The sequence below is a fragment of the Variovorax sp. YR752 genome (assembly GCF_943372545.1).
In genome coordinates, this window is the sequence record NZ_CALRZC010000072.1 from 22,029 (window position 1) to 35,140 (window position 13,112).

The 13,112-nt window shown below is 68.5% G+C and carries 10 protein-coding genes and 1 pseudogene; 2 read left to right on the plus strand and 9 right to left on the minus strand.

Annotated features, from left to right (window positions below):
* The first annotated feature begins 2 nt into the window (after positions 1-2).
* Positions 3-1,418 (plus strand): ELWxxDGT repeat protein, encoded by a 1,416-nt coding sequence (locus AAG801_RS18340; RefSeq protein ID WP_341889632.1) that lies wholly within the window; start codon positions 3-5, stop codon positions 1,416-1,418.
* Here AAG801_RS18340 and AAG801_RS18345 read toward each other — a convergent pair.
* The 8 genes from AAG801_RS18345 to AAG801_RS18380 form a co-directional block, all read right to left on the minus strand.
* Positions 1,399-2,331 carry an alpha/beta fold hydrolase gene (locus tag AAG801_RS18345; protein WP_341889633.1) on the minus strand — a complete coding sequence of 311 codons (933 nt, stop codon included), beginning with the start codon at positions 2,329-2,331 and terminating at the stop codon, positions 1,399-1,401. The two genes, AAG801_RS18340 and AAG801_RS18345, sit on opposite strands and share 20 nt — an antisense overlap.
* A 13-nt stretch (positions 2,332-2,344) precedes the next feature.
* Positions 2,345-3,523: a pyrroloquinoline quinone biosynthesis protein PqqE gene (gene pqqE, locus AAG801_RS18350; RefSeq protein WP_341889634.1), complete on the minus strand. Its 1,179-nt coding sequence runs from the start codon at positions 3,521-3,523 to the stop codon at positions 2,345-2,347.
* Positions 3,501-3,770, minus strand: a complete 270-nt coding sequence (gene pqqD / locus AAG801_RS18355) for a pyrroloquinoline quinone biosynthesis peptide chaperone PqqD (protein ID WP_070059765.1) — start codon at positions 3,768-3,770, stop codon at positions 3,501-3,503. Before pqqD ends, pqqE begins: the two co-directional genes overlap by 23 nt.
* Positions 3,767-4,513, minus strand: a complete 747-nt coding sequence (gene pqqC, locus AAG801_RS18360) for a pyrroloquinoline-quinone synthase PqqC (RefSeq protein WP_341889635.1) — start codon at positions 4,511-4,513, stop codon at positions 3,767-3,769. Before pqqC ends, pqqD begins: the two co-directional genes overlap by 4 nt.
* Before the next feature lie 7 nt (positions 4,514-4,520).
* Positions 4,521-5,441 (minus strand): pyrroloquinoline quinone biosynthesis protein PqqB, encoded by a 921-nt coding sequence (gene pqqB / locus AAG801_RS18365; protein ID WP_341889636.1) that lies wholly within the window; start codon positions 5,439-5,441, stop codon positions 4,521-4,523.
* A gap of 168 nt (positions 5,442-5,609) precedes the next feature.
* Complete coding sequence (locus tag AAG801_RS18370; RefSeq protein ID WP_341889637.1) at positions 5,610-7,835, minus strand: PQQ-binding-like beta-propeller repeat protein; 2,226 nt, start codon at positions 7,833-7,835, stop codon at positions 5,610-5,612.
* A gap of 91 nt (positions 7,836-7,926) precedes the next feature.
* Complete coding sequence (locus AAG801_RS18375; RefSeq protein ID WP_341889638.1) at positions 7,927-8,988, minus strand: ThuA domain-containing protein; 1,062 nt, start codon at positions 8,986-8,988, stop codon at positions 7,927-7,929.
* A 155-nt stretch (positions 8,989-9,143) separates the two neighbouring features.
* Positions 9,144-10,151, minus strand: coding sequence for a TRAP transporter substrate-binding protein (locus AAG801_RS18380; protein ID WP_341889639.1), 1,008 nt, complete (start codon positions 10,149-10,151; stop codon positions 9,144-9,146).
* Between the two features lie 141 nt (positions 10,152-10,292).
* Between AAG801_RS18380 and AAG801_RS18385 the strand changes: the two genes are divergently transcribed.
* The gene (locus AAG801_RS18385) at positions 10,293-11,075 is read left to right on the plus strand and encodes an IclR family transcriptional regulator (RefSeq protein WP_153285231.1); all 783 of its coding nucleotides are present in this window, start codon (positions 10,293-10,295) and stop codon (positions 11,073-11,075) included.
* Positions 11,076-11,091: 16 nt separating this feature from the next.
* Here the strand turns inward: AAG801_RS18385 and AAG801_RS18390 are convergent.
* Positions 11,092-13,112: pseudogene (locus tag AAG801_RS18390) on the minus strand (hypothetical protein); the annotation flags it as partial.

Sequence of the window (13,112 nt, forward strand, 5' to 3'; positions counted from 1 at the left end):
CGATGCGCACCCTCTGCCTCGCCGCGCTCGCACTGCTCGCGGCCTTGCCCGCGGCCGCGCAAGACCCCGAGCGAGAGGTACTGCCCGAGCAGCGCCAGCGGCTGGCCTTCATCGCGCCCTCGGGCCTCACGCCGCTGGGCAGCGGCAAGATGGTGTTCAGCGCCTTCCACGTGACGACCGGCCAGGAGCTGTGGGTCACCGACGGCAGCAACGCCGGCACCACCTTGCTGAAAGACATCCGGCCGGGTTTCAGGGGGTCGTTCCCCGCCGGTCAGGTCGCATTCAAGGGCCACGTCTACACCACGGCCACCGACGGCGTGAGCGGGCTCGAACTGTGGCGCACCGACGGCACCGCCGCCGGCACGGCGCAGGTGATCGACCTGCGCCCCGGCGAGGAAGGCGCGATGCCCAACGAGTTGACCGTGTTCCGCGATGCGCTCTACTTCGTGGCCGACGACGGCCAGACCGGCTTCCAGGTGTGGAAGACCACGGGCGACGCGAAGGGCACCACGCGCGTGTCCGCCGTCGACGCCGGGCCACGCGCCCTCACCCGCCAGCTCACCCTGGCCGGCCCGCGCCTGTTCTTCACCGCGACCACGCGCACGCAGGGCCACGAGCTCTGGGTGACCGACGGCACGCCCGAGCACACGCGCCTCGTGAAGGACATCCGCCCGGGCCTCGAGGACGCGGGCATCCAGAACCTCACGGCCGTGGGCAGCGACGTCTACTTCACCGCGCACGACGGCGAACACGGCGCCGAGCTGTGGAAGAGCGACGGCACCGAACACGGCACCCAGCTCGTCAAAGACCTGCGCCCCGGCGCCGCGCCCTCGCGGCCGACGCACCTGGCGGTGCTGGGCCGCACGCTGTACTTCTCGGCCGACGACGGCGTGCACGGCATCGAGCTGTGGAAGACCGACGGCACCGCAAAGGGCACGGCGCTGGTGAAGGACATCCGGCCCGGCCCCAGCGGCTCCGTGTCGAGCGCGATCGCCGTGATGGGCGGGAAGCTCTACTTCGCCGCGACCGACGGCGCCTCGGGCGCGGAACTGTGGCGCAGCGACGGCACGGCAGCGGGCACGGTGCGCGTGAAAGACATCGCACCGGGTGCGGAGAACGGCTCGCCCGCGCGCTTCGCCGTCATCGGCTCTCGCCTGTGGTTCGCGGCGAACGGCGGCGGTGGCCGTGGCGTTGAGCCGTGGACCAGCGACGGCACGCCGGCCGGCACGCGCGCCGTGGCCGACCTTGCCGCGGGCGAACGCCACGCCATGCCGCTGGGCTTTCGTGCGCTCGGCGACGCGGTGCTCTTCGTGGCCGATGACGGCCATGGCAACGACCGGCTGTGGTCGTACCGCAAGAACGGCAAGGATGGCCGGGTGACGCTGATCGGCGATCCGCTCAAGGCGCGGCTGCGCTGACACCGAAGGCCTGCGTGGCCGCGTAGTCGCGCAAGGCCTGCTGCATGGCCGCGGCGATGGCCGGATGCGTCGGGTCGTGGCCCGCTCCCTGCGCCCACTGCAGCGGTGCGCCCAGCACCTGCGCCAGTGCCTGGGCGCCCTCAGGCGGACACAGCGCGTCCTGCGTGCCGTGCACGATCAGCGTGGGCACGGCGGGCATTGCGGCGCAGCGCTGCAGCAGCGTGGGCGCATCGAGCCAGCAGCCATGCCGCAGGTAGTGGCTCTGCACGCGGTAGCGCGCCACGAGCCGCGGCAGCATCGCCTCGTCGATCGGCGGCGCGGCGCCGCCGGTGGCGAGGCGCTGCTCCCAGTCGAACCAGTGGCGCGTCAGCTCGCACTGCCGCGCCCAGGTGCCGTGTGCGAAGACCTCGGCGATCGGCACCGTCACCGGGCACTGCCTGTCGTTGGCCTCGTCCCACAGTTCTTGCCATGCGGGACTGTCGTGCCGCAGGGCTCCGGCGAAGAGCGCGTCGATATCGCTTTGGCGCGCGAGGAACACGTTGCGCAGCAGCAGGCCCGCGACGGCCTCCGGTGCATCGAGCGCATGCACCAGTGCCAGCGTGGCGCCCCACGAGCCGCCCACCACCAGCCATCGATCGATGTGCAGGTGCGCGCGCAGTAGCTTCAGATCAGCCAGCAGATCGGCGAGCGTGTTGTGTTCGATCGATCCTGCGGGCGTGCTGAGGCCCGAACCGCGCTGGTCGGGGCAGACGATGCGGTAGTGCGCCGGATCGAAGTCCCGGCGCAACAACGGCGAGCAGCCCGAGCCCGGCCCGCCGTGCAGCACCACCACGGGCAGGCCTGCCGGGTTGCCGTGCTCCTCGACGTGCATCACATGCCCGCCGTCCAGCGGCAGGCGATGGGTGATCGTCATCGGCGCGTGCCGCTCAAGCTGACGCGTTCGCGTCGGTGCGAAAGACGAGTTCGCCCGCACGCCGCGCGCCCGGCACGAATCGGATCGGCGTGCCGACGTCGCGCGGATCGCCCGCCGCCTTGACCATCGCCTCCACCTCCTCATGCCGCGGACTCTTCGGGCACACCGGGTCCGTGGCGGCCGCATCGCCCGTCAGCAGGAAGGCCTGGCAGCGGCAGCCGCCGTGGTCCTTCTCTTTCTCGTCGCAGCTCTGGCAGGTGCTGCTCATCCAGCCGGTGCCGCGGTAGGCGCCGAAGGCCGGGCTCTCGTGCCAGATGCTGCGGATGCTGTGCGCGCGCACATTCGGAAAGTCGAGCCCGGGCAGCATGCGCGCGCTGTGGCACGGCAGCGCCACGCCGTCGGGCGCGACCACGAGGAACACGCTGCCCCACCCGGCCATGCAGGGCTTGGGCTTGCCCTCTGCGTAGTCGGGCACCACCCAGAGGATCTTCATGCGGCCGTCCAGGCGCGGGCGATGGGTTTCCACCACCGCCTCGGCCGTGGCCAGCATGTCGCGCGAGGGCATCAGCATCTCGCGGTTGCGCCAGGCCCAGCCGTAGTACTGCACGTTGGCGAGTTCGAGAAAGTCGGCTTCCATCGCCTCGGCCATCTCGATGATGCGGCCCACGTGCGGCAGGTTGTAGCGGTGCATCACGCAGTTCAGCACCATCGGGTAACCGAGGTCCTTGATGGTGCGGGCCACACGCTGCTTGAGGTCGAAGGTCTTCGTGGAGCTGAGGAAGTCGTTGAGCTCGCGGCTCGAGTCCTGGAACGACAGCTGGATGTGGTCCAGCCCCGCGCGCTTCAACGTCTCGGCGCGCTGCGGCGTGAGGCCCACGCCCGAGGTGATGAGGTTGGTATAAAAGCCGAGCTCGTGCGCCGCCGCGACCAGCTCGGGCAGGTCGTCGCGCAGCAGCGGCTCGCCGCCCGAGAAGCCCAGCTGCACCGCGCCCATCGCGCGTGCCTCGCGGAACACGCGGATCCATTCGTCCGTGCCCAGCTCTTCGCGGTAGCGCGTGTAGTCGACCGGGTTGGAGCAGAAGGCGCAGTGCAGCGGGCAGCGGTAGGTCAGCTCGGCCAGCAGCCACAGCGGCGGCTTGGCGACCGCGCGGGGTGCGCGGGCCTGCAGCTCAGCGGATCCAGTGGCGTCCATGGGCCTGCTCCAGGAATTCGAGCACGTCGGCATGCAGATCGCTCTCGCCGAAGGTGCGCTCCAGGTCGGCCACGAGCGCGGCCACCGAGGTCTTGCCGTCGCAGCGCTGGAGGATCTCGGCCGCCGGCCCGTTGAGCTTGATCATGCCCTCGGGGAACAGCAGCACGTGGCACTGCTGCGCCTCTTCCCACTGCATGCGGTAGATCGAGGTGAGCGCCGGCTGGGCATCGTCGGTCCATGCGGTCATGGCTGCTGTTCTTTCGGAAGGTCGTCGGGATAAGCCTTCTCGATCGCGTCGAGCAGGGCCCAGAGGATGTCGAGCTTGAAGCCCAGGATGTGCAATGCGCGCTGCTGCCGCTCGCGCGTGGTGCACCACTGCATCGCCACTTCGAGGCCGTGCTCGACGTCGCGGTCGGCCAGCGGAATGCGGCTGCGAAAGTAGTCCAGGCCCGAGGTGTCGATCCACGGGTAGTGCGTGGGCCAGCCCGCGAGCCGGTCCTTGTGGATGCGCGGCGCGAACATCTCGGTGAGCGACGAAATCACCGCCTCCTGCCACGGCGCCGTGCGCGCGAAGTTGACGTACGCATCGACCGCGAAGCGCACGCCGGGCACCACGAGCGCGTGCGACTCGAGCACCTCGCGCGACAGGCCGGTGGCAATGCCCAGCCGGGTCCAGATCTCGATGCCGCCCGCGTTGGCGCCTTCATGGTCGCCGTGCCCGTCGTGGTCGAGCATGCGCACCACCCAGCGCCGACGCGTGGCGCGGTCGTCGCAGTTGGACAGAACGGCCGCGTCCTTCACCGGAATGCGGCACTGGTAGTAGAAGCGGTTCGCCACCCAGCCGCGCACCTGGAAGGGCTGCAGCTCGCCCGCGTTGAGCCGGCGGTTGAAGGGATGGTGGCTGTGGTAGCGCAGCTCCATGGCGCGCAACCTCGCTTCGAATTCCTGCGGGGACCATGGGTCTTGTGTCTCTTGCCGTTGCTGTTGCATCACGTGTTCAGATCTCCAGGGCCATGCCGTCGAACGCGACCTCGATGCCGCGGCGCACGAGCTGTGCGCGCTCCGGGCCGTCTTCGTCGAGGATGGGATTGCTGTTGTTGATGTGGATGAGCACCTTGCGTTGTGCAGCGCAAGCGTCGAGCGCCTGCAGCATGCCGGGGCCGTGCGGCCCGTCGCACTGCGGCAGGTGGCCCATGTCGGCCGCGTGCTTCTTGCCGAGGCCGGCCGTGACCATCTCGTCTTCGGTCCAGAAGGTGCCGTCGACGAGCACGCAGTCGCAGGCATCGAGGCTGCGGCGCTCGGCCTCGCCGACCTGGGCCAGACCCGGCGCATAGAGCACGCGCTTGCCGGTGGCGGGGTCTTCGATGAGCACCGCGGCGTTCTCGCTGCGCGCCTCGGTCTGGCGGCGCGGCGAGTACGGCGGCGCTTTTCCAGGCACCGGCAGTGCCTGCAGCCGCAGGCCCGCGATGTCGTGCCAGGCACCGCCACCGGCTTCGAGCGACAACGGGTGCCAGGTCACGCCGCAGTAGCTGTCGAGCGTGCGCAGCAGCGGCAGGCTGCCGGTCAGGTCGTCGTGCGCCTCGGGCGTGCAGTACAGCTGCAGCCGCTGCCCTTCGCGCAGGCTCAGCAGGCCTGCGACATGGTCGATTTGAGAGTCCATCAGCACCACCGCCTCGATCGGCGAATGGCGCAGTCCGTGGCGCGGCCACAGGGCCGGCGAGGCGCGCAGTTGCGCGCCGAGGTCGGGGGACGCGTTCAGCAATATCCAGCGTTCGCCATCGGCCGACACGGCGATCGAACTCTGCGTGCGGGGCGTGGCCCGGACCTGTCCGCTTCGCTGGCCGGCGCACAGGCGGCAATTGCAATTCCATTGAGGGAAGCCACCGCCCGCTCCCGAACCCAGCACCAGAATCTTCATGGGGGCCCAACAAAAAAACGGCACCGGCGCAAGGCCGGTGCCGTGTGGGGGCCGCGCTCAGCGCGCGGAAATGTACATCGTGATTTCGAAACCGAAACGCATTTCTTCAAACTCAGGCTTGCACCACTTCATCGCATTGCTCCTTCAGGGTTGGGGTTGAGGGACATATCAATAAACGACGATCTTTCCCGTCGGGCGCGGGCTATGGCAGTCGTTGTAAAAGTATTCGCCCGGCGTGTCAAAGGTGTGGGTCTGCGACTGGCCCGGATTCAGCCTCAGATTGAAGCGGCCTTCGAAGAACTGCGTGGCGCAATGCGTGTTGGCATTGGTGGCCGGATTCGTGAAGGTCACGACGGTGTTCACCGGCACGCGCATGAAGGTCGGCGTCATGGCATTGACGGCCGTCGACTCGGTCGCGCCGGGTTCGTTCGCCGGCGTTTGCACGCGCGCCAGGAACACGGTGTTCGGCGTCGGCAGTGCCGCGCCCTCCACCGCCGCGCCCGACACGGGCCGACGCACCACGGGCGGTGTCGGCGTGGCGGCCGCGGTCACCGCGCCGCCGACCTTGAAGGCCCACAGCCGGTCGCCGCGCGGTGCCGAGTCGCCGTACGGAATGCTGGTGCCGCCCGAGAACACCGCGATGTACTGCTCGCCGTCGATCTCGTAGGAGACCGGGCTCGCGCTGATCGCCGCGCCGGTCTGGAAGCGCCACAGCTCGGTGCCGTCCTGCGCATCGAGCGCCAGCAGGTTGCCGTCGGGCTGCCCGATGAACAGCAGGTCGGAGGCCGTGCTCAGGATGCCGTTGCCGTGCGCCACCGAGTACGGCAGCGGCTTCTTCCACTTGACGAGGTTGGTGCTCGGATCGACCGCCACGACCGCGCCGGTCATGTAGGTGCCCGGCGGGCGCAGGCCGTTGCTCGACTCACTGAGCGAGTGCGCCGCCGACACGTAGCCCATGCCCGTGTAGACCAGGCCCGTGCGCTGGCTGAACGACTGGTGGTTCCAGTTGGCACCGCCGCCGTGGCCCGGAATGGACAGGATCGGCACGTCCCAGTGCGCGTCGTACAGGCAGCCCTTGGTGTAGTTGGGCACCGCGCGGTTCGGGTCGCCCGGAATCGCCGTGCCCAGCGGCTGGTCGACGATGCAGGTCTCGGTCCAGGCGCCCTGGCGCGGCAGCGGCTGCGTGGGCCAGCTGGCTTGGCGGGCGTCCTGCTTCACGGGCACTTCGTCGATGCCCAGCGGTGCACTGCCGTCCTTGCGATCGAGGATGTAGTACATGCCCGTCTTGCTGCCGTAGATGACGACCTTGCGGTCCTTGCCGTCGATCTTGACGTCGGCGAGCACGGGCGACATCACGTTGTCCATGTCCCAGATGTCGTGGTGCACCGACTGGAAGTGCCACTTGTACTCGCCGCTCTTGAGGTCAAGCGCGACGATGGAGTTGGCAAACAGGTTCTGGCCCGGACGCGAGGAACCGTCTTGCGACGAACCACCGCGCACGTTGCCGAAGGTCCAGTACACGAGGCCCAGTTCGGGATCGACCGCCGGATGGATCCACGGCGTGGCGCCGGTGCGCGCCGCGTCGGGCGCGCCGCCCCAGGTGTCGTAGCCCAGCTCGCCCGCGCGGGGCACGCCCCAGAACGTGGTCAGCACCTTGCCGGTGAGCGCATCGGCCGAGAACGCGGCGCCGCGGTTGCCGTCGTTGGTGCCCAGGTAGAGGCGCTTGTCGTGATAGACCAGCGCAACCTTCTGCAGCGCGCCCTTGTAGTCGGGGTCGGTGCTGCTGGTCGGGTACTGCTTGATCCACTCGACGGCGCCGGTGTCGGTGCGCAGTGCCACGAGACGGTTGCCGGTGGCGACGGTGAACACCAGGCCCAGGTCTTTGGCGACGGCCACGCCGCGGCGCGTGATGTTGCCGTAGGGCGTGGTCCACTTCCACTTCGTGACGCCGGTCTTGCCGTCCACCGCGACCACGTTGCCGGGCGCAGACTCGATGTAGAGCACGCCGTCGACGACGACGGTGGTGCTCTGGTTGTTGCCGGTGGTCATGCCGCCTTCGACCTGGTTGACCCAGGCGCCACCGAGTTGCGTGACGAGGCCCTTGTTGATCTTGCGCAGGCTCGAATAGTTCTGGTTGCCCAGGTTGCCGCCGACCTTCGGGAAGTCCTTGTCGCCGGCGGTGCAGCAGTCCGACAGATCGGACGCAGGTGCGGCGGCGGCCGGTGGCGATGCGGGCGGCGCTGCGCCGGCCGACGGCGGCGGCGCGGGGGCCGGCGCCACGGGCAGCACGGGCGTGCCACCTCCGCCGCTGGAGCCGCCGCAGGCGGTGATCAGCAACGGCGATGCGAGCACGCCGCACGAGATCAGCAGCGTGACCAATGATTTTTTCTTCATGGATGTCTCTACTCGGTGAACGTTGGAACAGGGGTGTTCGAAACGACCGGTGGCGCGCGCACGGCGCCGCACCGGCCCCGGGAGGTCGTGCTTATTCGGTGGTGCAGAAAGGTGTCAGGCCCATCGCCGACTTCACGCCTTGCACGACGAGCTTCTGGAACTCGATGGCGCCCACGCCCGACAGGTCGGCGGTGAACGAGTGGGCGTTGTGCCCGAGCGTCGAGAGCCAGGCGCGGCCGCCGTCGTAGTACTGGCACCACGCGACCGGATGGAAGTCGGCGTGGCCGGGATGCGGCGCGGAGGTGAGCGGCTTCAGCGTCGAGGTGTCGACCTTGGCCAGGAACTTCACCTTCGTGGGGAAGGGCATCAGGTTGTACCACTCGTCCTGGAACGAGAAGCGCTTGGGCACGTCTTTCGTCGAAGGGTCGTCCGAGACGATCTCGACGTCGCCCGCGCGGTTGGGTCCGTGGTTGTAGAAGTTCGCGTTGCCCAGCAGGCCTTCGTAGTACGGCCAGTTGTATTCGGCGCCGAAGGCGTTGTGCAGGCCCACGAAGCCGCCGCCGCGGCGCATGTAGTTGCGCAGCGCGGTGCGCGCGGCGTCCTGGCTGGTGCTCACAGCGCCGTTCCACAAGGTGTCGCGGTTCGAGCTCGCGAAGATGATGGCCTTGTAGTTGTTGATGCGGCTGCTCAGCACCGACACGTCCTCGGTCCAGTCGACCGTGATGCCCTCGGCCGACAGCATGCGCAGCAGGCCGGCCTGCATCACGTTGTCGGGGTTCATCGCCGGGTTCAGGCCGGCCGCCATCGGCGTGCCCAGCACGGCATGGCGCGGGCCCGCGGTGCGCGAGTAGATCAGCACGCGGTCGGGCGTGGTGGCGAAGGCGCCCCAGTCGTTGTAGCACTTGGGGTTGGTGCCGCGGCACACGTTGTAGTACTCGTCGAAGCTGTCGTCGACCTCGGCCACCGGTTCGGTGGGCGGCGGCACTTCATCGGTCGGTGCGGGCGGCGGTGCCGATGCAGCGGGCGCGGGCGCCACCGGCAAGAACGGCAAGGCCGCGCCGCCGCCCCCATCGCCTCCACCGCAGGCAGTCAATGCCAGCGCGAGCGCGGCGGCCGATGCAAGTCCGAAGGGAAAGGATCTGGAATGTTTCAACGGAGTCTCCTCTTGGTGGTCAATGGCGGAATCGGACGGGCGCACGCGCCCAGCACGTGTCGCTGCGCCGCGGGTGGCGGCAGGCGCAGACGTGGGAGTGACGGAAATTGCCGGCGGGAACGAAGAAGAAATTCGTCGTCGGCCGTGGGGGCGCGCTATTTGCGGATGCGCACGAGCTCGTCGTTGTAGAGCTTGACGATGGCGGGGTCGTACTGGGCGGCGAACTTGTCGACGACAGGCTTGGCGATGTCGCGCATGCGCTTCTGCTCGGGAGCACTGAGTTCGTTGAACTGCGCGCCCTTGGCCTGCAGCTCGCCCACGGCCTTCTGTGCGGCGGCGCGACTCACTTGCCGCTGGTAACCGCGTGCCTCGTTGGCCGCGTCGTTCATCATCTTCTGCTCGGCGGGCGTGAGCGAGTCCCAGAACTTCTTGCTCACCAGCACGATATTGGCGGCGTACACGTGGTTCGTCGCGCTGACGAACTTCTGCACTTCGTAGAACTTGTTCGACAGGATCACCGCATACGGGTTCTCTTGCCCATCGACCGCCTTGGCTTCGAGGGCACCGTACAGCTCGGCGAAAGGCATCGGCACCGGGTTGGCCTTGAAGGCCTTGAAGGTCTCGAGGAACACGGGGTTGGGAATCACGCGGATCTTCAGACCCTCGAGGTCTTCAGGCTTGGTGATCGGGCGCTTGCTGTTGGTGACGTTGCGAAAGCCCAGGTCCCAGTAGCCCAACGCGACGAGACCCTTCTCGGGAAGCTTGGCAATGAGCGCCTGGCCCAGCGGCCCGTCGAGCAGTGCATCGGCCTGCGCGAAGTTGTTCACCGAGAAGGGAAAGTCGACGAGGCCGAACTCCTTGACGATGCCTGCCAGTGACGTGGTCGCCGGCGCCGACATCTGCTGCACACCGCCTTGCAGCGCCGACTGCTGCTGCATCTCGTTGCCCAGTTGCGAGGCGGGGAACTCCTGGACCTTCATCTTGCCGCCGCTCTTGGCCGAGAGCAGCTCGGCGAAGCGCTTGACGCCGAAGCTCACGGGATGGTCGGCGTTGTTCAGGTGGCCGAAGCGGATCACGCGCTCCTGCTGCGCTTGCGCAACAGCAGGAACGACCAGGGCGAGGGCGAGGCCGGCGGTGGCCAGCGAGCGGTAAAGCGTTCTCAAAGTTGTTCTCCAGCTTGCGATGTGAGCGATCCATGCCGGGGCGCCAAGAAGCGCCTCCGACCCCAGACGGCGCGATCTTATCGATTTAGTGGAAAATCTTTCTACTAGTGAAAACACTTGGCAAAATGCTAGAGTCGTCTCATGACAGCCATACTCGAACGCAGCTTCAAGGTGCTCGAACACCTCTCCGGCCACCCCGAAGGCCGCGCGCTTTCCGCGCTGTCTGCCGAGCTGGAAATGCCCTTGAGCGCCACCCACCGCCTGCTGAGTGAACTGGTGCGCTGCGGCTACGTGCGGCAAGACCAGAGCCATGGCGACTACATGCTGACCATCAAGCTGGTGTCGCTGGGCCTGAGCTTTTTGAGCAACAGCGGCATCGTCGACGTGGCGCAGCCGCTGCTCGACCGGCTCGCGGTCGAATCGGGCGAGCTGGTGCGGCTGGCCGTGGTCGACGGCGACGAACTCACCTTCGTCGCAAAGGCGCAAGGCGCCACGCGCGGGCTGCGCTACGACCCGGACATGGGCCTGTCGGTGAACCTCTCGTGCAGCTCCGCGGGCCACGCGTGGCTGTCGACCATGACGGACGAACAGGCGCTGCAACTCGTCGCGAAACAAGGCTTCGGCCAGCCGGAAGATTTCGGTCCCAAGGCGCCGACCACCATGAAGGCACTGCTCGTGTTCCTGCGCGCCACGCGCAAGCGCGGCTTCTCGATGATCAACGAGGTGTTCTCCCCCGCGATGACCGCCATGGCCGCGCCGGTGCGCGGTGCGCACGGCGGCGTGATCGGCGTCATCACCATCGCGGGGCCGCTGGTGCGGCTCACGGAGGAACGCATGCTCGCGCTGGGCCCGCAGCTGCTGGCCGCGGCGGACGACGTGGCGCGGGCCAGCGGCGCGTCCGCGCTGTTCAAGCGCCGGGCCTGAAGGCCCCGCCGGGCCGTCAGTCGACCTTCACCTGGAACAGCACGAAGCCCGTGCCGCCCGGCTCGACCGTGCCGGTGAAGCGCCAGTCGATCGCGCCCGTACCGCCTACGGGTTGAACCGTGGTGCAGGCCACCGCGCCGGCCGGCGGCGCATTCGCAGGCGTGTTCTTCACACAGCCCGTCAGCGACGCCGGCGTGGTGCCCGTGGTCGCGCTCACGAAGGTGGTGTAGCCCGGCGTCATGTCGTTCACGACCATGCTGCGGATCGGTGCGTCACCGTTGTTCGTGTAGGTGATCCGGTACTCGAGCGTCTCGCCCGACTTGGCCTGGTTGTTCACGCCGAAGGTGCCGCTTTGCGTGATGTTGCGCACTTCCTTCTTCAGCTCCAGCGCCACGCCCGACACCGTGGTGAGGTCGTCGAGCGTGAAGCTGCCGCTGAGCGACGGGCTCGCGTTGGTGTACGTGAAGTCGGCGCGGATCGTCGCCTTGTTGCTCGATCCCAAGGGCGCGGTCGCGGGAATGAATTCCTGCACGATCACGCAGACCTTGCCCGCGAACACCACAGGCGTCGCCGCTGCGCTCGGCGGGTACAGCTGCGCCGCGCCGGCCTGCAGGCTGCCGGTGCACCCCACGTCCGCAAAGACCTTCGTCGTCCAACCGGTGATCGGCGGCGTGGCCGTTTCGCTCGCGACGCTGAAACGCACCTGCCCAGCAGTGCCGGCAGTGAAGGTGTGGGCGTAGGTCACGGTGCTGCCCGGCAGGCCGGTCTTGGCACCGTCGGTGGCGAATGCGCTGTTGTCGACATCGCCGAAGTTCAGGTTGCTGTGGCCCGTGCCGTTCCAGCTGAAGGCGATGCGGTCCGGCGTGCTGGTGCGCGTGTACGTGTAGGTGCCACCGACCGCGGCGACTGCCGAGCCTGACGGCAATGCGACGTTGCCCACCGATGCGCCGGTCGACACGCGCGTGCCGGGGTTCGTCTCTTCCACACACATCGCCGAACCCGTCGCAGTACCAGCCGGCACGCTCAGGCTGTAGCCGCCCGATGCGTCCGTCAGCGCGCTCGCGTACACGGTCGCGGCGCAGTTGGTCAGTCGCACGCTCACGCCCGCGAGCGGGCCTTCACCACCGTTGACGATGCCGTCGTTGGCCGTGCCACTACCGATGCCGTTGTCCAGGAACACGCGACCGCTCACGATGGCCGCGAGCGTGTTGGTGAAGGTACAGACCACGGCCGTGCCGTTCGTCAGCCCGGCTGCGGGCAGCGTGACGGTGCCCGCCACGAGATCGACCGCAGCGGTCGCCCCACCTGCGAGGCCCGTGCAGGTCGCGCCCGAGAACGCGAAGCCGCCGGGCATCGAGGCCGCGACTTCGGTCAGCACCGTCTGCGTGTTCGCCGTGGTCAGCGTCTTGATCGTGCCCACCACCGTGGAGCCCGACACCGACACGTTGATGCTGTCCGCGCCGAATCCGTTGGTGCCGCTGAACGCGAAGGTGCCCGTGCCGCCCAGCGCCTGCTTGCGGATCTGCACCGTCGGCAGGCGGTTATTGCTGTAGGTACAGACGATGGCCTTGCCAGCATCGCCCGCGCCGATCACCAGCGTGTTGCTGGCCTGGCCGTTGGTGCCGCTCAGCGCGTTGGCCGTGGCGCCGCCATCGGCGGTACACGACAGCACGGTCGTGTAGTTCGCCAGCGTGCCCGTGGGCATCGTCTCCGCGGGGAAAGTGATGGTGTTGCCGACGGCTGCCACCACCGCCGTGCCGCTGTTGCCGGCCGTGGGCGCGGTCGCGGTGAACAGGGCCGTGTTGTTGGTTCCGCCCGTGGTCGCGCCGATGCTGGCGACGTTGCCCGTCTCGCTGTTCGCGCCCCAGGCCTTGCGCACCTGCAGGGTGACGGTCTTCTTCGCGTTCGTGTAGGTACACACGATGGCCTTGTTGGCGTCGGCTGCGGCGATCGCCAGCGTGTTGCTCACCTGGCCGTTGGTGCCGCTCAGCGGGTTGGTCGTGGCGCCGCCGTCGGCGGTACACGCGAGCACGGTGC

What these genes read in the sequence shown, in the direction of transcription:
- AAG801_RS18340 (WP_341889632.1), top strand. Translation starts at nt 3, where the DNA reads ATGCGCACCCTCTGCCTCGCCGCGCTCGCACTGCTCGCGGCCTTGCCC.
- AAG801_RS18345 (WP_341889633.1), bottom strand. Translation starts at nt 2,331, where the DNA reads ATGACGATCACCCATCGCCTGCCGCTGGACGGCGGGCATGTGATGCAC.
- pqqE (WP_341889634.1), bottom strand. Translation starts at nt 3,523, where the DNA reads ATGGACGCCACTGGATCCGCTGAGCTGCAGGCCCGCGCACCCCGCGCG.
- pqqD (WP_070059765.1), bottom strand. Translation starts at nt 3,770, where the DNA reads ATGACCGCATGGACCGACGATGCCCAGCCGGCGCTCACCTCGATCTAC.
- pqqC (WP_341889635.1), bottom strand. Translation starts at nt 4,513, where the DNA reads ATGCAACAGCAACGGCAAGAGACACAAGACCCATGGTCCCCGCAGGAA.
- pqqB (WP_341889636.1), bottom strand. Translation starts at nt 5,441, where the DNA reads ATGAAGATTCTGGTGCTGGGTTCGGGAGCGGGCGGTGGCTTCCCTCAA.
- AAG801_RS18370 (WP_341889637.1), bottom strand. Translation starts at nt 7,835, where the DNA reads ATGAAGAAAAAATCATTGGTCACGCTGCTGATCTCGTGCGGCGTGCTC.
- AAG801_RS18385 (WP_153285231.1), top strand. Translation starts at nt 10,293, where the DNA reads ATGACAGCCATACTCGAACGCAGCTTCAAGGTGCTCGAACACCTCTCC.